Origin of the sequence: Rhizobium mesoamericanum STM3625 (assembly GCF_000312665.1) — a bacterium.
In the GTDB taxonomy this organism is placed as follows: Bacteria; Pseudomonadota; Alphaproteobacteria; order Rhizobiales; family Rhizobiaceae; genus Rhizobium; species Rhizobium mesoamericanum.
Genome location: NZ_HF536772.1, coordinates 3287356 through 3308096 on the forward strand (window position 1 = coordinate 3287356; position 20741 = coordinate 3308096).

At 58.4% G+C, this 20741-nt stretch carries 17 protein-coding genes and 2 pseudogenes; 10 read left to right on the forward strand and 9 right to left on the reverse strand.

Annotated elements, in window-relative coordinates:
• Positions 1-307: 307 nt before the first annotated feature.
• Positions 308-1198: a LysR family transcriptional regulator gene (locus BN77_RS32220; RefSeq protein WP_007533775.1), complete on the reverse strand. Its 891-nt coding sequence runs from the start codon at positions 1196-1198 to the stop codon at positions 308-310.
• A 103-nt stretch (positions 1199-1301) separates the two neighbouring features.
• Between BN77_RS32220 and BN77_RS16155 the strand changes: the two genes are divergently transcribed.
• From BN77_RS16155 to BN77_RS35855, 3 genes and pseudogenes are all read left to right on the forward strand, one after another.
• The gene (locus BN77_RS16155; RefSeq protein ID WP_007533776.1) at positions 1302-2507 is read left to right on the forward strand and encodes an MFS transporter; all 1206 of its coding nucleotides are present in this window, start codon (positions 1302-1304) and stop codon (positions 2505-2507) included.
• Positions 2508-2516: 9 nt separating this feature from the next.
• Positions 2517-2891, forward strand: coding sequence for an FAD-dependent monooxygenase (locus BN77_RS35850; protein ID WP_157224458.1), 375 nt, complete (start codon positions 2517-2519; stop codon positions 2889-2891).
• Positions 2870-3367 (forward strand): annotated as a pseudogene (locus BN77_RS35855) (FAD binding domain-containing protein); the annotation flags it as partial. The gene BN77_RS35850 and the pseudogene BN77_RS35855, both read left to right, overlap by 22 nt.
• 42 nt (positions 3368-3409) lie before the next feature.
• On the opposite strand, the gene BN77_RS16160 reads toward BN77_RS35855, so the two are convergent.
• Together BN77_RS16160 and BN77_RS16165 are read right to left on the reverse strand one after the other, a co-directional pair.
• A complete protein-coding gene (locus BN77_RS16160; RefSeq protein WP_007533781.1) occupies positions 3410-3670 on the reverse strand; it encodes a DUF4242 domain-containing protein in 261 nt (86 codons plus the stop codon).
• A gap of 39 nt (positions 3671-3709) precedes the next feature.
• Positions 3710-7225, reverse strand: coding sequence for an adenylate/guanylate cyclase domain-containing protein (locus BN77_RS16165; RefSeq protein ID WP_007533783.1), 3516 nt, complete (start codon positions 7223-7225; stop codon positions 3710-3712).
• A gap of 332 nt (positions 7226-7557) precedes the next feature.
• Here BN77_RS16165 and BN77_RS16170 point away from each other — a divergent pair, with 332 nt between their 5' ends.
• The 4 genes from BN77_RS16170 (at position 7558) to BN77_RS16185 (ending at position 11838) form a co-directional block, all read left to right on the forward strand.
• On the forward strand, positions 7558-8940 hold the full coding sequence (locus tag BN77_RS16170; protein ID WP_007533786.1) for an FAD-binding oxidoreductase: 1383 nt from the start codon (positions 7558-7560) through the stop codon (positions 8938-8940).
• 388 nt (positions 8941-9328) lie between these two features.
• Positions 9329-10174, forward strand: a complete 846-nt coding sequence (locus BN77_RS16180; RefSeq protein WP_007533789.1) for a Hint domain-containing protein — start codon at positions 9329-9331, stop codon at positions 10172-10174.
• Positions 10175-10413: 239 nt separating this feature from the next.
• Positions 10414-10668, forward strand: a complete 255-nt coding sequence (locus BN77_RS33525; protein WP_157224459.1) for a hypothetical protein — start codon at positions 10414-10416, stop codon at positions 10666-10668.
• A 297-nt stretch (positions 10669-10965) separates the two neighbouring features.
• Entirely contained in the window at positions 10966-11838 is an 873-nt protein-coding gene (locus tag BN77_RS16185) for an alpha/beta hydrolase (RefSeq protein WP_007533793.1), read from the forward strand.
• Positions 11839-11978: 140 nt separating this feature from the next.
• Here BN77_RS16185 and BN77_RS16190 read toward each other — a convergent pair whose 3' ends face one another.
• Positions 11979-12299: a DUF982 domain-containing protein gene (locus BN77_RS16190; protein WP_007533795.1), complete on the reverse strand. Its 321-nt coding sequence runs from the start codon at positions 12297-12299 to the stop codon at positions 11979-11981.
• 314 nt (positions 12300-12613) lie between these two features.
• Positions 12614-13153, reverse strand: coding sequence for a zinc-binding dehydrogenase (locus BN77_RS16195; RefSeq protein WP_244426185.1), 540 nt, complete (start codon positions 13151-13153; stop codon positions 12614-12616).
• Between the two features lie 391 nt (positions 13154-13544).
• Here BN77_RS16195 and BN77_RS32230 point away from each other — a divergent pair, with 391 nt between their 5' ends.
• On the forward strand, positions 13545-14354 hold the full coding sequence (locus tag BN77_RS32230; RefSeq protein WP_007533803.1) for an alpha/beta hydrolase: 810 nt from the start codon (positions 13545-13547) through the stop codon (positions 14352-14354).
• 128 nt (positions 14355-14482) lie between these two features.
• Positions 14483-14713: pseudogene (locus BN77_RS35660) on the forward strand (transposase); the annotation flags it as partial.
• Positions 14714-14726: 13 nt separating this feature from the next.
• Here BN77_RS35660 and BN77_RS16220 read toward each other — a convergent pair.
• From BN77_RS16220 to BN77_RS16225, 3 genes are all read right to left on the reverse strand, one after another.
• Positions 14727-16667 (reverse strand): mechanosensitive ion channel family protein, encoded by a 1941-nt coding sequence (locus BN77_RS16220; protein WP_007533804.1) that lies wholly within the window; start codon positions 16665-16667, stop codon positions 14727-14729.
• Positions 16668-17092: 425 nt separating this feature from the next.
• Positions 17093-17329, reverse strand: coding sequence for a hypothetical protein (locus BN77_RS35860; RefSeq protein WP_007533806.1), 237 nt, complete (start codon positions 17327-17329; stop codon positions 17093-17095).
• 511 nt (positions 17330-17840) lie between these two features.
• Positions 17841-18734: an NAD(P)/FAD-dependent oxidoreductase gene (locus tag BN77_RS16225; protein WP_007533807.1), complete on the reverse strand. Its 894-nt coding sequence runs from the start codon at positions 18732-18734 to the stop codon at positions 17841-17843.
• A gap of 191 nt (positions 18735-18925) precedes the next feature.
• Here BN77_RS16225 and BN77_RS16230 point away from each other — a divergent pair, with 191 nt between their 5' ends.
• The gene (locus tag BN77_RS16230; RefSeq protein ID WP_425280238.1) at positions 18926-19579 is read left to right on the forward strand and encodes a TetR/AcrR family transcriptional regulator; all 654 of its coding nucleotides are present in this window, start codon (positions 18926-18928) and stop codon (positions 19577-19579) included.
• A gap of 119 nt (positions 19580-19698) precedes the next feature.
• Here BN77_RS16230 and BN77_RS16235 read toward each other — a convergent pair whose 3' ends face one another.
• On the reverse strand, positions 19699-20733 hold the full coding sequence (locus tag BN77_RS16235) for an AraC family transcriptional regulator (protein WP_007533809.1): 1035 nt from the start codon (positions 20731-20733) through the stop codon (positions 19699-19701).
• Between the last annotated feature and the right edge of the window lie 8 nt (positions 20734-20741).

Sequence of the window (20741 nt, forward strand, 5' to 3'; positions counted from 1 at the left end):
GCTCCAGATCCGTCCTAACCAAGAGGGATATAGATTGGATGTGCGGAGACTTCGCCGCGGACGTTTCTGCAGCCGACAACGACAGAGGAGCCCAAAGACCCGTCACCAGAACGGAAACGTATACCGGAAGCATTTGCGCGTACGACATCACATGCACCCCGCCAAGACTCCGCCAATACTACAACGCCCGACGTCGAGTATACAACGAGACTCTGTATTCTTGGTCCTTGACCCGGAATATGCCAGCAGCAAAGCATTTAATCGATTAAATAACGGCAGACATTCTGGGAGCGCCTACCTTTAACCTCTAGATCCCTGTTGCTCCTGCTTGCAGGGCTGCGCGTACCGCAGAGACGAAGGTTCGTACTTTGGGCAATACATTTCGGGTCGTCGGATAGACGGCCCAAATGCTGATCTCCTCTGGAGCGCAATCTTCAAGGACAACGCGCTGCAAACGACCGGTCTGAAGGTCGTCGGCTATTGCCCATTCCGACAGTAGAGCAATGCCACATCCGGCTACACATGCAGCCTGGCATCCAGCGATGCTACTGGACGAGAAGCGAGGAGCGATACGAACATGCGTTTCCACATCGCCTCGCACGAACGTCCAGTGTGTGACCCCTGTCATTGGAAGGCACTGGTGATGAGCGAGTTCATCCAGACGCTTCGGGGGGGCGTGCCGCTGGAGGTAATTCGGAGAGGCAACCAAGGTGCGCGGGTTGTCGGCCAACTTCTGCGCTATCAGGCTGCTGTCGCGCAGACGCGCGATACGGATAGCCAGATCGGTGCCGGTGGCAGTGAGGTCGGGAAGGCGGTCGTTCATGTCCATTGCGATCTGCATTTCGGGGTTCGCTGCCAGAATGCCGGGGAGCAACGGCGCGACTATCTTCATGCCAAAGGCTATCGGTACCGAGACGCGCAGAAGACCGGCGGCGCCCAGCATGTCTGCTCTCACCCGCGCTCGCCCCTGCTGTTCATTTTCGACGATGGCCATGGCGAAAGGCAGGAAAGCTTCACCCTCGGGGGTAAGTGAAAGGGACCTCGTGGTTCGGTGAAGCAGCCGGACACCAAGACTGGCTTCCAAAGAGGCTAGGCGGCGTGTGGCCGCCATAGGAACCAAACCAAGTCGGCGACCGGCTTCGGAAATGCTCCCTGAAGAGGCTGCTCCCACAAAGACGGCAAGGTCGTCAGTGTTCATTATAACGGAATTCGATAAACGGGCTGAACATCATCCAATACTAAACCGAGTTTTGATCAAATGCTACATCAATTGCCATCTCATAGCTTGAAAGGCAGAGACAATGACAATTGCGACATTCAATCACAAAACGACGGTGGGCGTCAGTAGAACGGCTTTGCTGGCAATGGCGTCGGCCAGCGGTATCGCGGTCGCCAACATCTACTACAACCAGCCAATGCTGGGCATAATCGAAGCGAACTTTCCGGGCCAATCCGCAACTGGATTGGTCCCGACGGCGACGCAGTTGGGGTACGCCTTGGGCCTATTTCTGCTGTTACCGCTCGGTGATCTGGTTCACCGTCGAAAGCTCATAATCGGACAGTTCATAATCCTGGCGATCGCGCTGTCGCTTGCCGCGGTGTCATCGTCGGCGTGGATGCTGGTGGCGAGTTCGCTGCTCGTCGGAGCAAGCTCGACCGTCGCGCAACAAATCGTGCCGTTGGCTGCCTCGCTAGCGCCGCCTGAAAAACGCGGGGCCACCATCGGTACTGTGATGGCCGGTGTCTTGTCAGGCATCCTGTTCAGCCGAACTCTTTCTGGGTTTGTCGGCGAACACGCGGGATGGCGGGAGATGTTCTGGATCGGCGTTCCTATGGCGCTGACCGCCGCCGCTCTGATGTTCGTTACTCTTCCGGATCATGCGCCGGCTTCTCGGATGCGGTACCACAACGCGATAAAGTCGCTTGCCCATCTGTGGAAGAGCGAACGATCGTTGAGAACCGCAACGGTTGTGCAGGCCGCACTATTTGCATCGTTCACGACCTTCTGGACGATCCTGGCCCTGTACCTCCAAGGCCCTGACTTCAAACTTGGTGCCGATGTTGCAGGCCTGTTCGGAATTGTTGGCGCGGTCGGCGTCTTCGCGGCTCCAGTTGCGGGTAGAATCGCTGACAAGCGTGGACCGCACTTCGTCGTATGGCTTGGCGCGATCCTCACCGTCATCTCTTGGGCGATCTTCGGGGCATGGGCGTCGCTCGTTGCTCTGGTTGTCGGAGTGTTCATTTTGGACTTTGGCATTCAGAGCGCCCTGGTCTCTAATCAACACATCATTTACGCGCTCAACCCAGAGGCACGTAGCCGACTGAACACCATCTTCATGACGGGGATGTTCCTTGGTGGTGCCGCCGGTTCAGCTATTGCATCCGCTGCTTGGGACAAAGGGGCTTGGAGCGCAGTGAGCATTGTTGGGGGTGTCCTGCCTTTGGCTGCTCTCGCTCTCAAAGCCTTGGGCCATGGCAACAAAGCAAATGCTGCTCACGCCAAGTAGGATGTTGACATGCAACCGTTGAAGATTGGGATTGTCGGTGGTTCACTTGCGGGCTTGTTTTCCGCGATAATTCTCCATGGCGACGGTCACGATGTCACCGTTTTCGAGCGCTCCGCCCACGGCTTGGCCGGGCGGGGCGCCGGACTGGTCGGGCAAAGTGATCTTTTCCGAATGCTGCGTGCCATTGGATGCGAGCATGTAGCCCGAGTAGGGTCGTCGCGCGGGAGCGGATATACCTCGACGCCGAGGGTCGCATCGCGAAACGCATCGAAACGCCGCAAACCCAGATCTCCTGGGATACTCTTTACGCAACGATCGCTTCGAAGCTGCCGACCGAACGCTATCGTGCGGGAATGCCGGTCATGCATGTCGAGGAGTTCGTAGACCATGTGGCAATCAGTTTCGCAGATGGGCATACCGTCGACTTTGACCCCGTCATTGGTGCAGATGGACTGGCGTCGCGTGTGCGAAGCATCGTCAACGTCAACGACGCGAACGAGTTCGCGGGTTATGCCGCTTGGCGGGGGCATCATCCCGGAAAGCGATCTTCCGCCCGACGCGTCGATCCTGCTCGACCGCTTTTCACTTCATGTGAGGAAAGGCGTCCAGCTCTTGGATATCTCGTCCCTGGATCCGAGGGCGAAACGAAGCAGGGTTCCCGCCGATATAATTGGGTTTGGTACCGACCAGCTTCTGTGGACGAGCTTCCATCACTCTTTAATGGTACGAGTGGGAGGAAATACGACTTCTCATTACCACGTGGCGAATTCGCGCCTTCATGCAGGAAGCCGCTAATAAAGGATGCTTTCGTGGTTTTGCCGTCGCACTTCGCCTTGGCGATCCAAGCCACGAGCAGCCCTTTCATCCAAGCTGGTGCAGCCAGGAGGGCGCTTTGGCAGTGGCTACGCGAACATATTGGGGCCGATCTCCCCGCCAACTTCGATGATTACATCCGCGGGGACATTGTTCCTCCTTGCCGCAGCGCGAATGGCTTCAGGATTTGGCGCTTCGTAAAGGCAGTAGGTCTTTTTCCTGTCGGCGCTGAGGAATGAAAAGATCCACTTTACTCCCTCCTCGTCGTTGATCAGATTGATTTCTTCAACTCCCTCCTTCGATAAGTTGAGTTGTTCGGCAAAGTTTCTCTCAATGATATAGCGTGGCATGACGAGACCCTCTTCCCACGTAAGCAGCGAACTGTTGGCCTAGTGAATGGTCTGCTTCAGGCGTTGTTGCAGCCTGACCATTCCCAGTTCGTCGGCAGTTGACCGGGCATGCTCGGATAGCGACATTGCTCTCTTTATCGTGGATCGGCTACCTGTTTTCATTAGCAAGTCTGAATATTCCGCCTGCGTGTGCGCGAGCCACAGTCGCGAGCCGATTGCCGCGTTCATCTCTAAAGCATGCTCATAGTGTTTGGACGCACGGTCGAACTCACCCAGCGCGGCAGATAACATGCCGAGATACCGGCTTGCGGCACCGAAGCAGACAGTCGCCATTCCTATCGTGACGGTCATCTCCTTGTAGTCGAGCATTAGGTTGTAGAGAGCCTGGGCCGCTTTCGTGTCGCCGAGACCGGCGGCGACCTCCGCCAGGAACGACAGCGACGCGCTTCGCTTTCCATCAAGCGGAACGGTGAATCGGGTGCGGGCAAGCTCAGTCAATCTCCGCTGGGCCGCTTCCCGATAGCCCAGGTCAAAGGCAATTAACGCGAAACCCGGTAGCCAGGTCGTTTCTTGCGGATTTTCCTCGATCAGCAACTTAATGATAGGCGCGACCTCCGAGAGACGGCTCTGCTCCCGGCGGATCGCAAACATTTGCATGCCGTAGACACCTTCGGGCGCCACGCCAAGAGTGTGCTTGCCGAGCTTCAGCGCTTCTTCGGCGAGCTCCTCAGCGGCGGTGAACCTTCCATCGAGGATAGCCATCATCGCTCTTGCGATCCGGGCGTAGAACTGGACGTTGAGATGCTGCCGCTTGGTGCCAAGGTCCTCCAGGGCGTCGACCGCCCGATCAGCTCGTTCGCGATCGCCCAGTTCAGTTGAGACGTAGGTTTCAATGGAAAGCGCCCTGGTTAGCACGTCGTCATCGTCTATCTCACCCGCGAGGCGCAGTATTTCATCTACGCGGGCGATCCGTTCGCGTTTTTCCGTGGCGGATTTGACCGGCGAGGCCGTCAGGAGGGGGAGAACTGAGAGCTCCACAAGCGAGGTCTTGTCGCCAACCTGCCGGGCGAGTTCTATTCCTACGCTATGGCATGTTGCTGCCTTCTCGCTGTCACTCAGGTAGGCGTATGCCCGCGCAAGGTGGCTGAAAAGCTGGGATCGAGACCTCTTGTCCGCTGGTTCGACCATCGCCAGGGCCTCCTCGAGAAGAGGTAAGGTTTCGGCAAGCGAATTCGAAGAGAGAAATTGGGAGCTGTCAAGCCCGATCACTGCGCGAACGAAGCCCTGCGTGTCTGCCGCTTTGCGTGCCAATGGGGCGGCCAGCCTGTATTTCGCCAGCGAATCCGTCATACGGCCCGCAGCGTACAGGGCGTCGCCTAGTTTCAGGACTGCTTCGAGAACGTCCATTTGCTGGCCGGGCTCCTTGGGCAAGTGTTCCGCGATCGACAGTGCGTTCTGGAAATGGTCGACCGCCTCGTAATTGGCGGATCGTGCAAGCGCTCGTTCTCCGGCTTTCATCCAGTATGGGAGCGCGAGTTCGACCCGCTGCGCTTTCTCGTAGTGTTGGGCGATCAGTTCAGGCTGTGTGGCAGCGACATCGGCATACTGGTCGACGAGAACCTTGGCGATCTCCTCGTGGAAGTGTCGCCGCCGTCGGTTAAGGAGGGATTTATAGGCGGCATCCTGAATGAGCGCATGACGGAAAACAAGGGTATCGTTCAAGACACCGCCTCCGACGACGATCTGGCTGGAAACAAGCTGGTGCAGTGCCTTCCCAAGGATCCGATCATCGAGGCCTGCAATCTTCGAAAGGAGGCCACGGTCGAATTCCCTGCCAATTACAGCGGCAATCTGGGCGATCTCCTTGGCGGTTGCTGCTAGATGATCGAGACGAGCCATCAAAGAACCCTGCAGGCTGTCCGGGATCTCTACGTTGGGCGACGTTGACGTTCCGGTCTCGATGATTGAGCGGGTCAACTCCTCGATGAACAGCGGCACGCCGTCCGCTCGCTCTGCGATCATTTCCGCAACTTGTTCGGGAATGTCGCAGTCCATCGATCCGATGAGCTCGTGCATCTGTTGCCTGGTCAGGCGTCCAAGGGAGAGTGTTGTCGATTGCGCCAATCCGCTGGCCCAGTCCGCGCTCCATTCCGGTCTATGGGTCACGACGACAAGGGCGGCCGTGCCGTGAAGTCGGCCGACGAGTTCTTGTAGCACTTCGATGGTTGAGGGATCCATCCAGTGTGCATCTTCTGCGACCATGAGCACCGGTGCGATTCTGGTCGCAAGCAGCAGGCGGTTCGCAAGAGTGCGGACGAGAAGTTCCTTGCGCTGATGGGGGGAGAGATTTAGCGGCTTGAACTCGTCACCGACATCCAACGATAGTAGCTCCGCATAGATCGCGCCAACGTCCGAGGGCCTTTCGCCGTAGCGGCTGACCAGGGTGCGAAACTTCTCGAGCCGCGTGTTTCGGTCGTCTGTCGGGGTAAACATCGCGAGCCGGCTTAGTCGCTCGACGATTGGGTAGAATGCCGACGTGGCGTGATAGGGTGAGCACTGCAATCGTATCAGTTCATGCTCTGTTTCGTGCAAGTGCTCTTCCAAGGCTTCGACAAGGCGGGATTTTCCGATGCCCGCTTCCCCCGACAAAAACACCATTTGTCCTTGGCCGGCCTTTGCCAGCTCCCACCGTTCGAGCAGCAGGCCGATCTCGCTGGCGCGTCCGATAAATTTCGAAAGCTTTCTGGAATGCGCGGCTTCGAAACGGCTGTCCACCTCTCGCTCGCCGCGGACTTCGAACAGCGCAATGGGCGAGGTGAATCCTCTGAGCTTCCGCTCGCCGAGGCTGGCGATTTCGAACGACCTCCCGGCGAGGCGGCGGGTGCTGTTCGAGACCACGATCTGGCCCGGGGCGGCCGCCCCCTGCAGGCGTGCTGCCAGATTGGGTGTGTCTCCCGCGATCGATCCACGCTCCTTCGCGCTGCCGTCAGTGTCGCCAACGACCACGTGCCCCGATGCAATGCCGATCCGAGCCTGCAGTCCCCGCTGGTTGGGCGATTGCAGCGCATCGACTGCGACCATCGCCTCGAGACCGGCCCGGATCGCGCGCTCGGCGTGGTCCTCGTACGCCATCGGCCACCCAAAATAGGCAAGCACGCCATCTCCGAGATACTTGGCGACATAACCTCCGAACCGCGTGACTGCGCCCGCGACGCTATCCTGATAACGGCGGATCAACTCGTGCATGTCTTCAGGGTCGAGCTGCTCCGACAATGCAGTCGACCCTACGAGGTCGCAGAAGAGCACGCTGAGTATCCTTCGGTCAGCCGCAGCGTCCGTCGCGTTGGGAGCAGGTTGCTGTTCGTCCGAAGGTTGGTGCGCAAGTCCGTTTATCGCGGCCAGAATAATCTTCCGGTGGCCAAGCGAGACGCCGAGTTCACGGAGGTCGGATTCCGCGACATGAGGGAGCGCTCGCAGATCAACGTCATTTTCGATGAAGGCCGCGGCGTACTTGCCGAGACCGAGTTGGGCCAGCCAATCCTCAATCGTCTGCATCGACTTTCAATCCGCTCAACCATTGCTGAAAAATACCACGAACGACGGTCGTCTGCACGCCGTTGCGCGGACCGAGAGTTTACGAAGATCCCCGCTGATCGTCAGGTTGCTGACCAATGGATTTGCGAAACCTATTTCGGTTGCTGATCAGTCGCAGTCTTTGGGCCTTAGCCTTGAATTATGGACTATTTGCATCTTTCGGCGCATTCTCTGAAACCGAAATCGACCGCTGTGGGAAGCGAATTAAGTCGTCAGTGCATCGTTCCATGAACGCATCTAGTCAGCGTTCGATTCGACGTCAGGAGCTTCAGGCTCGGCTTCAGGAGGGTGTAATGAACAGCGAAAACATCGGGAAGCTCACACAGAATCTCCGCGGTACTCTTATCGGACGCGACCATGCCGACTACGAGGACGCCCGCAGGCTTTACAATGCCATGATCGACAAGCGGCCGCTTTTGATCGCAAAGTGTTCGGATGCTGCAGACGTGATTGCCGCCGTGAACTTCGGCCGCGACAACGAGCTTCCAATCGCCGTCCGCGGGGGTGGCCACAACGGAGCTGGGTTTGCCAGCGTCGACGACGGCATCGTCATCGATCTGTCGCTGCTGCGGGGTGTGCGCGTCGACCCGGTAAAGCGGACAGTTCGTGTAGGTGCCGGGTGTACGACTGGCGAGGTCGACCATGCCACCCACGCCTTTGGGCTTGCAATCCCCTTTGGTGTCGTCTCGACCACAGGCGTGGCGGGCCTGACGCTGAACGGTGGCCACGGATACCTCACTCGCCAATATGGGCTTGCAATCGACAATCTGATCGAGGCCGACGTCGTGCTGGCGGATGGCACGTTCGTCACCGCCAGCAAGGCCGAGCGCCCGGATCTGTTCTGGGGGCTGCGCGGCGGCGGTGGCAACTTTGGCGTGGTCACCAGTTTTCTGTTCGAGGCGCACCCTGCGGACACGGTTTATGCCGGTCCGATCTTCTGGGAGTTGAAGGATGCCGGGACGGTGATGCGCTGGTACCGCGAGTTTTTGGCAACCGCGCCGGACGAGTTTTACGTCTTTCTTGGACTGCAGACGGTTCCCTCCGCCGATCCGTTCCCAGTCGAGCATCGTGGCAAGAAGATCTGCGTGCTTCTCGTTTCCTACAATGGAGCGGTCGCCAACGGGGAGAAGGCAGTCAATGCTATTCGCAAGGCGCTTCCGGTTCCGATTGTCGATTTTGCAGGTCCGATACCTTACCCGGCACTTCAAGGCATGTTCGACGGGCTCTATCCGAAAGGCCTTCAATGGTACTGGAAGGGCGATTTCGTGAAGACGCTTCCCGATGCGGCGATCGAAGCGCACATCGAACAGGTCGCCAAGGCACCCAGCGAACCCTCGTGCATGCACCTCTACCCGATCGATGCCGCTGTCCATCGCAAGGCAAGCGATGAAACGGCATGGAGTTGCCGGGATGCTACGTGGTCGATGGTTATTGCCGGTGTTGACGCCGATCCGCGGCAGGCGGGGACGTTGAAGAAATGGGCGACCGACTATTGGCAGGCGGTCCATCCGTTTGATCTTAGCGGCGCTTACCCGAACTTCATGATGGACGACGAAGGCGATGTGCGCCTAAAGGCCACGTACGGCGACAACTACGAGGGTCTCGTTCGACTGAAAAAGAAATACGACGGAAGCAACCTGTTCCGGATGAACCATAACATTCGCCCTGCCGCCTGACGCCGAGAGGGGCGCTACTGAAGATCCACGATCCTGGCGGCCACTACGATTGTGGCTGCCAATGTACGCTTCTTGGCACTGAGAGGGCAGTCGAACTTCTTCCCGGCAATCGATTGCGGGTTCTTAGTCGCAGCAAACATCAATCTACTACGACGCTTGTTCGCTAGCGAACGGAACCGAAGCGCAGCGTCGTCGTTAGCGTTTATTTGCCGAATGCCCCCTCGAAGCTTCAATGCTCTCCTTTAATCCTGCGCCGACGACTGCGGGTTTTTCATTCGCCGTACGGTTTCGTACTAAGCCTTTCTGCTAGCTGAGGGAGAAACGGTCGGAGGCGTATATTTTTAATCCGTCCATCGATAGTTCCATCCCTGTGAATGGGAGCATCACGATGCCTAATCGCGAAGATCCAAATCTGCCACGCAACACCGCGCGCCGACGTTTTCTGGGAGTGGCGGCCGCTGCCGCTGCTCGGGTCGCAAGCATGGCGGCTCTTGTAATGGCAACGTCGTCTTTGCCGGTGAGAGCAGCGGGCCTGCATTTGGGATGGGGTAACGGCAACGGCAACGCCGGTGGGAATGGCAAGCCCGGTGCACAATGCTTTCTGCGTGGGACGTCAATCCTCACGGATTGCGGCGAAAAGCGTGTCGAGGATCTTCAGACTGGAGATGGCGTTGTCCTTCTGGAAGGAGAAACCAGCCCCATCAAGTGGGTCGGTCGGCAGGCATTTACCAAGCAAGGCGGGTGCTGGCAGGAAGGCGTCGTACCAATTCGAGTGGCACGTCATGCGCTCGGCAACGGCACGCCACATTCCGATCTCTACCTGTCACCCGGTCACGCTCTGTTCCTCAATGGCGTACTCATCCGCGTGAAGGATCTCGTAAACGGGACAACAATTGCGCCGATCGCACCGCGCGACGATATGACGATTGAGTATTACGCCGTCCTGCTCGCGACGCATCAAGTAATCATTGCCGAAGGTGCGGCGGCAGAGACCTTCCACCCCTCGGACAGCAATTGCGAAAATTTCGCAAATTTCGTGGACTACGAGCGCCTGTATGCCGGTGAGCTACGCGAGCCGATGACATCCTATGCAACGGTTCTCGGCGAGGAAGGCGGCTGGCAGCATCTGAAAGCCCTTCTTCTTCTTGGAGCCTCGCCTTTGATGCCAATGAGCGATCCGTTCGAGGATGCCTACGGGAAGATCAATGCGCAAGCCAAAGAGCTGTCTGCCTAGACGAGATCGTTACGTTGGGGAGTCAGCGGACCCGTTTGCGGTGGGGCTTTGCGGTATCTTCTTCCCCTCGAAGTTGCTGTCAAGCGGGACTTCGGGCGCGGCTCTGACCGCGGGCCTTAATGTCTTCCCATTGCAGGTAGTGTACATGGCACCACCAGCGGGTTTCGATTGTCTTGGATGAGGCAAAACCGAGACCGCCCCCATTTCCCGCACGCGGTTACAGAGCAGTAGTGGTTCATATGGATGGCATCGGTTTCTTTGCCGTGTCCTCGGCAATGGCTTGGAAATGCGGCGCGGCGCGACCCGGTCAAGGCATCATCCAAAAGGAGTTGGAGCAAACGGCGGCGCTTTTGGGTTTGTCGCTGGCTTTGCAAAATCCCCGGCAAAGCTGTTTCAATGCAAAATTCCCCGCAGCCGCGTCTGCGGGGTTTTTTGTATGCTATCGAACGGGAACCGCAGAATTGGTAAAGCGTTTTTTATGCTCGGAATACTGAACGTTCTCGTTCGTGTTCTGACCTTTCCAGTACACCAAACTAAGCCCTGCTCTTGTTCAGCGGGGCTTCTTTTTGGTTGCCGCCGCGTTAGTGGCTTTGCGGTTTCCATCTATTTCGTCACGAAATAGGCGGCCTTGTAACGTTCGCTCGCTGAAACCCGGCCGCGATCAGCCGCGCCGCGCTTTGATTTGTCGTCTGCCATTGCATTTTTCCTTCGGGCCAGGAACCTAAGCTCTAAACCGGGGAACGAAGCACGAAGATGGACGTTGCTCCACCTGTTCAAAGGCAGGAGGCGCGATGTTTGCAGGTTTCGAGCTCGACATGATTCAATTGCCGGAGGCGACGCTTCGCGTGCGCCACGGCGGTTCCGGTCCGCCCATTCTGCTGTTGCACGGACATCCGAGAACGCATACGACCTGGCACAGGGTCGCGCCACTGCTTGTCCGGCGCTTTACTGTGGTTTGTCCGGATTTGCGCGGTTTCGGTCAATCTAGCAAGCCGATCGACGCTGACAATGACGAGGCATCGTCGAAACGGGCAAAGGCCCGCGATTGCGTGGCTCTCATGAAGCATTTCGGCTTCGACCGCTTCCATCTGGCAGGCCATGACCGCGGAAGCAACACGGCTTTCCGCACCGCGATGGACCATCCGTCCAGCGTGTCGAAACTTGCAGTGCTCGACAGCGTGCCGATCCTGGAAGCGCTCGAACGATGTGACGCGAATTTTGCATCCAGGTGGTGGCACTGGTTCTTCTTTGCCCAACCTCGCAAGCCCGAGCAGGCGATCCTCGCCGATCCCGATGCCTGGTACGGCGGCTCGGCAGAGGCAATGGGCTCTGAGAATTACAGAGATTTTCGGGCGGCCATCCATGATCCCGAAACGATCAAAGGAATGCTTGGCGACTATCGCGCCGGTATCCGCGTCGATCCTCTGCATGACCGGGAGGATCGCGCAGCCGGCCGCAAGCTCCAATGTCCGGTTCATGTCCTGTGGTCTCGAAGGGACGATATGGAAGAGCTCTACGGCGATGTGGTTTCTGTGTGGCAGCCATGGGCGGCACGGCCGGTAACAGGGGCCGGCATCGACTGCGGACACCATATGGCGGAGGAGGCCCCAGAAGCGCTTGCCGAGGAGCTGGAACGCTTCTTCACATCCAAGGCTGTGATATGATCATTCGTAGGGTCGGGAGGCGTGGCTTGCACACATTATGTACATGAAACACAACCGACGAGAATCGACCGGCAGGGCCGCAGGCAAGCTTCGCAAGCTGGAGGCCAAGTATGAAGCTTTCCGCCGACTAGCGCGCCCCGTCATGCCTTGGCGAGTGTTCGATCTTTCAGTGCGTTATCTCCGAGTATAACTGTTTGGGCCATATCATCAGGGAGAACGTGCATTCCCGCTTCATGCGCCGCATCGACGAAAGCCGCGCGTGCCGTACTGGCATCGATATACCAGTCGATAGCCTCCATCGATCGCCACAGTGCGTTATGGTACTTCCTTCCGCCTCCCGGCCATTTCCCGCCCATCAGCATCTTCACCAAATCCTGCACTGTCTCGGCGTGCTGATATTGGCCGACTCCGTTTAGTTCCACTTCGAGTGGCTTGATTAGGACGGGAAGGTCTTCATTCATGGCTGCACCCTTGACAAAGCAGGAATCAGAAAATGGCGACCAATTCGCGTTCGTCCAGATGCGCCGAAAGAATATATTAGCAGCACTAAAAATAAGGATTAGAGTCATCGCAGGCTTTGGGCAGCGTCAACCCCAAAGCAGCCGTGTTGTCAGCCTTGGCCCCGCGCACTCCGTCCTGCGTTGGGGCCTCCTTTTGGACTGGAACCCCAAAAGCAGAACCCCGGCGGAACGGCCGGGGGCTCTATTACGGCAAGATGAACGAGCTCAGTCCAAACACGCGCCCCTCAAAGTTACGCTCGTGTGGTTGAGCTTCCTCAGGGGACCATTCGGCTATTGGCCGCTTCCGGGCTCACAATAATCTTGCCGCGAGCGCGGCCCGATGCCTGCCGGGCGAAGCCAGCCGACCCATCGTTCAGATCGATCACCCGGTCGATCAGGACCTGAACTCCGCCGGCGACCTTATCGATCACAGCGGCAAGGCGGCGAGCATCCGAGGAGTGGAAGACGAAGGCTGCCGACACGCCGTGCGCCTTGGCAAGCGCCTCGTCGGCGATGGTGATGCCGTCACCCGAGGCGGTGGTGATGACGCGCGCGCCAGCGGCCCGGGCGAACTGGATGGCGAAGCTGCCAACGCCGCCGAGGGCGAGCGGTTTTGGGCAGGTCGATGCGGCGCTGGCGGCGAGCGGGCATCGTCGTCGCATTGCCGTCTCTCTCCCGCAGATGTACGCCGCACCGTTGATGGTCGCCCGGTCGGACCTGATCGCGACGATTATGGAAGGCGTGGTCACCCGCTCCGGCTTCAAGAACGAGCCTATCCTGCTGCCTCTATCGTTGCCTCCGGTCCCGTTCGTCATGTCTTGGCACCGTCGAAATGAGGTTCACCCGGTGCAGCAATGGATGCGCGATCTGCTCGTCGAGCTCGCTTCCTCCATTCACCAATCACATGCACTGATATAACAGTACCAATTGAGTATATATCGGGTCCTCAACCGCGGGTTCGCAATACTGTTTCAAAGCCGGCCGATGAGCATTTATCGGAATCATATGAAAATACATGGCGTTGTTGATCCCTATGGATTTCTGCACGCCAGAGATTTCGTCGAAGCCTGCAACTCTTTTTGCGCCGGGTGCCTTCAGGATCTCCTGATAGAAAATCCTGAATTCTGGTTTATGTGGGAAGACCTAGAGAAACCGCCAGGGCTTCCTGGCCGTTTCGAGGACGCATTGGAAAATGGGTAACCGCACATGTTCTTGAGCAAATTGATACCGGGGATAAACAAGAGGGTTAGCGCCCGACTTTACTATCCCGAAAATGTGCCGCCAGCGGACTGTCAACACGATGGCGTATGCTTCCATACCATCACTGTCACAACCGCAGACGGTTTGTCGATTTCGGGACTGGCGACGCAAGCGCCTCTCGACGCCAAATGCTGCATCGTCTTTTTCCATGGAAATGGCGGGAGTGCAGCTCAATGCGCTACCCTCGTTGCACCGCTTTACCAACTTGGTGCCCAAATTATTGTTGCGGAATACCGCGGTTACGGTGGAAACGAGGGGCTTCCCTCGGAAGAAGGGCTGATGCACGATGCGCGGGCCTTTTATAGACATGCGACAGCCGTCTCGAACTTGCCTGTTCTACTTGTAGGTCATTCTCTTGGAGGTAACATTGCCATCCAGCTTGCCGCCGAAAGAGATCGAGACATCGCCGGTCTGGTTACGGTCAATGCTGTCGCGTCCGTCATAGCATTTGTGCCCGCCTATATCCGCCGCTTCGTTACAGATCGATTTGAAGCAGCTCCCAAAGCTCGGCTCATTACGATTCCGTGGACGATCGCGCACGATATCGGAGATCAAGTCGTGCCACTTACGCACGGATTGGCACTTTGCCATCATGCATTTCAAAACGTAAATATGCGACTGGTAACCCTTAATAATCGGCGACACGATTTTGTCGTTCAGTCGATTGCTCCACTTATTTCCGAACATCTTTCGATCTTGGCCGGGGAGGGATGCGCCGCTGGGAAATGTGAGCCTTTGGATGTTTTCGGTCAATGACGGCCATCTGGCTGCGCTGACTTCCCTTCCAGCAACGCTTCAAGCTCGAGCAGCTAAATCAGTTCGGCGGGCGACATTGTGCGCAGCGGAGCCATCTGGGCTTAGAAACATGGCTTGCCATTCGCCCGCCCGAGATCAGCTATCCCTTCCACGACCGCGATGCCATCGTCACCAACTGCGGCCGTCTGTGCATCCATCGCAAGAAGATCAACATCTCAACCGTCATGGCCGGTCAGAGGCTCGGCCTCAAGCAGGTCGACGACGGTATTTGGCACGTCAGCTTCATGCACTATGATCTCGGATATATCGACCTGGAGCAGAGGACTTTGCAAACCATCGACAACCCGTTCGGCACCTGAAGCACAAGAATCGTTAGGTGGTTGGCGTGGCGGCAGAGGCCTGTTGCGTCCGGATAGCCTGCGCGGCCGCGGCCGCGCCTCCACCGTCCTTCTCGTCACCTCCGACCTGCACAGTCGGCTGCGCAAACGTAATTCCGTTTGCCAGAAACAACTCACGGATCTTGGCGTAGGCTTTGCGACGGATGTAGGTCTGCATGCCAGGAACGGTAGTCATCGCAAAACTCAACACAATGCCGTAGTCGGCGAATTCCTCGACGCCCTTCATCTTCAAGGGCTCGATGAAGAGCGGCCCCAGTTCCGCGTCCTCCTTGAGTTCTGCTCCAACCTTCTTGGTCAGCTTGCGGGCCTTGTCGATATCGGTATTGAAGCCGACGGTGATCCTGAACTTGTCAATAACCCAATCGCGGCTCATGTTCTGGACGGCGCCCAGATCGCCGAACGGCACCGTGAAGACCGGCCCGCGGTGATGACGCAGGCGAACGGAACGCAGGCTGAACCCCTCGACGGTTCCCTTGTAGTCCTTGGCCTGTATGTATTCTCCCACGCGAAAGGCATCATCCAACATATAGAACACCCCGCTGATGACATCCTTGACGAGCGTCTGCGAGCCAAAGCCAATGGCGACGCCGAAGATGCCGGCGCCAGCAATCAATGGTCCGATCTGCACGCCGAGCTGAGCAAGCACAATCAATGCTGCCATGACGGCCACCACGACCGCCAGGGCATTGCGGAAGATCGGCAAAAGCGTGCGGAACCGCGCCCGCCGGGCGGCATCGGCAGGTGGAAGAGACGCTGTTTCCGCCGACCCGCGTAGTGTTCGATCAATCCACCCCTTCGTCAGTTGCCAAAGCAGGTCGGCGCAAACGAGGATGAGAACGCTTTTCAAGGCGCCGTAGAACAATGCCGCTACGATGGGGTCGCGCTGACCCAGCGTATCCGGATTGAGACGCCAGACCAGTGCAAGCCAGGCAACTGCGGCCGCGATTACCGTCGCGCGTGCGCCCCGGACGATCAAGATGCCACGAAGGCTGGCCGGGTCATTCGTGAACGTTCCGGCGATGCGGCCGACGGTGTTGAGAATCGAGGGAAGAACAAGCGCATAAACGCCGATCCAAAACAGGCCCCGCATGTTGAGGCACCAGACAAGCCACAAGGCGACAAGGAATGCCGTCACGGCCGCCTTCCAAGAACGGGCTCGCGACGACGTATTCCACACAGTTTCGATGACCAGAAGGAGCCCGACGACTGAAAAGCAGTAACTGAGCGCCTCCCTGGCGAGGGGCGGCATGCCGAGCGGCTCCCCAATCGTGGCAGTGGCAATGGCAAAGCAAATCAGGCCGATGATGATCTTTATGCGGACACGCAATGGCCTCGCAATCGCCGCGACAGACAGAAGTGCCACTACGACGCGGAACGCCACGAAGGCAGAGAGATAGGCGAGCAGTGCAACGCTGGCGAGAGGCGGCCACTCCACCGCAAAGAAGACGATCGCCGTGGTCCCTGCAAAGATGCCGACCGGGGCCAGTCTTCCGAAAAGCGTTTCACGCGGACCGACTCGTCTGCGGTACAGTCCCTCCACGAGAAGACCAAGAGCGACAAGCCCGCTGAATATAACGAACACCGGCGCATAGCCCATGCTGATGGCCTGCTGACGTGTTCGGCTGGCGGCGGCCACCGCTTCCGCCGGTATCGCGGGAATGGCGCTGAACACCTCATGAACGCGTGTGCGGGCTGCTGTCTCCCATTTGACGAGATCGTTCGAGCCCGCTGCGGCGGTGTCGCCCGGAGCCGGAGGCACAGCTTCCTTTCGGCTGTTGAGCCAAGCCTTGACGTCCGGATCCTGAAGGAGGCGGAGGAGCTCATCGATCTTTTGCTGCGGTGCGGCCGTCGGCGATTGCGCCATGGCGTTGAATGCGAAGACAAGTCCGGCGATAACAGACACAATCCATTTCATCTTGCTTATCCTATTGCATCAGGGTCTGCGACGTGCTGGTGAGGTGCGGCTTCTCGATGATTGCCGCCGACGCTGCGAGCGTGGTGCAGATGCCCTTTTGACCCCAGCCGGATGACCGCACGTGTCAAAAGAGGAGGAGCAGAGATGACACTAGGTTTCAGCATTTGCATTCCGATTATCCCCACGGAAAAATGGGCATCTCATTGCTACAGGCTAGCAGGCAGCGCACGTCGAAGCCTGTAGCATCGCGTAACATCTATCTGGCTGCTCATGGATTGGTGCGAAATTCCTACATCGCATGGCGCCGCCGATTGCTTGGGGACGGATCCGGGAGCGCAATGTCGGGTGCGCCGGCGATGCTTTTGCCTGATTGATCGCAGCCCTTGATCGATCGATGACCGCGTCGATGGCGTCGAAATCGACAACTAGCGACGACCGACGCGGTTAACTGGACCACCTTGATTTACAGCAGTTCCGTGCGTCACTGTACCACGCGCTGCACGAGCAACCGGGCGCGGCCTCAGCACCACCCCGGGTCTTACGACGCAGCCCGCCGGATAACTGATATATTGACAATAGACGACAGCATTTGCGGTATCCATGGGCGGCGCCGTAAATCCAATCGTTAGAAAGGCAAGTGACGCAGCGGCAATTCTTTTCATATTCTCCTCCTATATCCTCGATACTTTCCCAGAAGTATTGCGGTTGCTCCACTTCCACGGGTAGGCCCGTGGACTGATTAATGACATTGAACAAGCCGTACGGACCCTTGGATGATGCGGAGCTTCAGAACTGGTCATGGCGGCCTCTCTCACAAACGGCCGTAGCATAACATTCGAACCAGTTCTTGGCCCGTAACATCACGTAGAATCGGTTCCGTGCTGTGATGCCTGCGGCTGGTGATCAGCGTCGCCGACGGGCAGCCGGATACTTCTTGTTGGCTTCAGCGAGCTTCTTTTCCAGGTCGGCTGGCTTCGCCTTCTTGAGAACTGCAATCTGGACGAAGCCGCATCGGAGCCGCTGCTGGAACACGCAATTGTAGGTAAGCGAGGAATCTTCCTGCTGATTACGTTTAAATAACCATAATACCCCATCGAGTCCTTGAATTGGCGGAGTCTTTCAAAAAAACCCGCCCCGTCTGCCAGATAGACGTAGAACTACGTGTTTGAGCTATCAAATCAACATCGACTGCTGGGCAAAGATCCCCGACATCGCGCCCTGCCATATCGCCGTTGTGACCGAGGGGATGCCGGGGTTGGCAAGGTCACCGGCGGCGTAGATGCCTGGTACGCTCGTTTCGCGGCGCTCGTCCGTCCTGAGGGCGATGCCTGTTGGCGTATTTACCGTAGCGAGGCTCAGTGCGTCATGAAGGCTTGCGGACGGCTTGTTGCGCGGGTGTGCGAAGAGGATGTCGACCGCGACATCGGGGCTGGTATCGAGCTTGATGGTGGCACCATGGCTCCCGTGACGTCCGATCCCGGTGATCCGGCCATCCACGAGAGGTACTTGGCGGCCCGCCAGATCGGCCCGGATGTCGGGGGTGATGTCGTGACCATTGCCGAAGACGGTCAACCTGTCGGTCCAATCGTGAAACAGCCTAACTTGGTTCATCGACTGCGGGCCAGACCAGACGAGGCCCCAATGCTGGTCAGCGACTTCGAAGCCGTCGCAGTAGGGACATGAGATGACGGATGTGCCCCAGTTCTCGGCGAAACCCAGAACGTCAGGCATTTGGTCAACAACGCCGTAGCTCAGGATCACGCGGCGCGCGCCGACGCTCTCGCCACCGCCAGTGAGGACCGAGAAATTGTCGATGGTCCCGGAGATGCTGTCTGCTCGCGCATTGACCAGCCTGACCGTGGGATAACGCGCCAGTTGCTGCCGCGCCTCGGCCAGGATGTCCAGCGGTGGCTTGTGATCGTGGCCGAGCAGGCCATGCGAGTGGCTGGCGAAGCGATTGCGCGGCAGGCCGGTATCGAGAACGCTGACCTTGCGACGGGCACGTCCGAGCTGAAGGGCGGCGGCTAGGCCAGCAAAGCTGCCGCCGATGATTATGACGTCATCCATGGTAGAGGGCTCCTGTCTGCAGGTGATTGGGCTGGGTCTGGCGCGCGATACCGTTCAGTGAGACGCATTCGATATCGCTGTGCGTGGATTAGAAAGCTGATTTGGCGAACACGACGAAACGCACGCTTTCAATTTATGTAACTCTGTAGTATCGTAATTAAGAAATAACGATACTGTCAAGGATCATAATTATCGTGCCCGAAGAGAACATCCGCGCACGGCGCGGCCGACCTGCCAATGAGGCGCTTGGCCAAACGATTGTCGACGCCGCGGGCGAACTCTTTGCGGAATTGGGATTTCAAGCGACGACTTTGGAAAAGGTCGCCCAGCGAGCGAAGATATCTAAGCTCAGCATCTATCGGCACTTCGAGAACAAGGAGGCCCTGTTCGCGGCGGCGTTTTCGGCCCGATGCCAGCAGCTAATACCGCAGGCCCTTTTTGAAGGCATCGACGGCTCGGCGGAAGATCAGCTCATGGCCGTGGGATCGTCGCTGCTTCGCACGCTCCTGCGCCCGGACGTGCGCGGTGTCGAAGCCATGGTCATGGCCGACATCACTAGCCAGATGTCGTTGAGCAAGCTCCATTACGAAGCCGGGCCCGCTCATATCATTGCCCAGGTCGAGGCCCTGTTGCGCCAGTTGCACGCGAAGGCACTTCTTAACGTGCCCGATCCGCCCCGGTCTGCTCGCTTGTTTGCCGCGCTTTTCAAAGGTTCCGATCTACTGCTTATCGCACGCTTCGATGAGGCTAAAGCAGAGGACGACAACGAGATCGAAGTCTATTGCAGGTCGGCCGTCGCCATGTTCATCGCCGCGCATTCGTTCCACTCGCGCTCCAGGAGGTAGTGGTCGGAGGTGTCGTTCTCGGCAAGATTCCAGGCACCTCGGCTGGCGAGCCGTGGGGTTCCTGTAGGCGATGGTGCTGTCGCACCCGCAGTATTCGCGCTCGCCGCCGGAGCTTCCTATCAATGAAGGCCGCTTGCCGCGGCGACCTCACGGCTGGCCATATTCATCTCGCGCCATCGGTTGGGCGGCATCCCCTCCCATTCGCGGAACGCCCGGTAGAAGGACGTCGTGTCTTGATATCCAAGGAGACATGCAACTTCCTGGATGTCGGTCGTCGGATCGGCCAGCAGGTAGCGCCCGAGATCACGTCGTGCGTCGGACAGCAGCTCCCGGAAGGTGGATCCTTCCTCGGTTATGCGGCGCTGCAGAGTGCGGTCGCTCATCCCAAGCTGCCGGGCCACGTCGGAGAGACTGGGCTGGCCGCTCGCGAGGCTTCGCTTCAGCACGATCTTCACCTGTTCGGCGACCGAGCTATGCGCCTCGATTTCACCGAGCGCCGAACTTAGTGCCGGGGTCAGCATGTCGAGCATCTCGGGGTTGTGACCGGGAAACGGCCTGTCGAGGTCGAAGGCATCAAGAACGAGCACGTCACGGGCCGCTCCTGTCCGGATAGGGCATCCGAAGTATTCCGCGTGCGTCGTCGTGACAGGCCCGCTGCGGGTCAGTTCGAGCCTGCGCGGCTTAATCTCCTGTCCCGTGGCGCGCCGCCCCAATTCAACGAGCGTCGCGAAAGTGATGTCGATCGATATGGCGGGCTCGACGCCGGGGGCGAAGGGCCATTCGATATGGATCATGCAGTCGCCGCCAGCCTCGGCTAGCTGCAGTTGCTCGGGGGTGCAGAGCCGCTTGAAGCGCGCGAGCCGCGTCAGCCCGTCGCGATAGTCGCGTGCATAAAAGGCGGCGAGGCTGGAGGGTGGATGGACCGAAGTGTCGACCGTCTGCACCATGCGGATGCCAAGGGCGGGATCGCCGGAGAGGTCGGTCAGAGCCTGCATGAGCGCGAAGTACTGGCTCGTCGTCACGAAGGTCTGGTCGCCCAGATGCAGCGCGGCTGGCAGCCGGGCCTGCCGGAGCAACGCGGCAGGCAGGATGCCGAACCGCTCCGCAGCTCTCCAGAACGCTTGGGGGATCTTGCACTTGTCGGCCTGCGCCATCTTCCGCT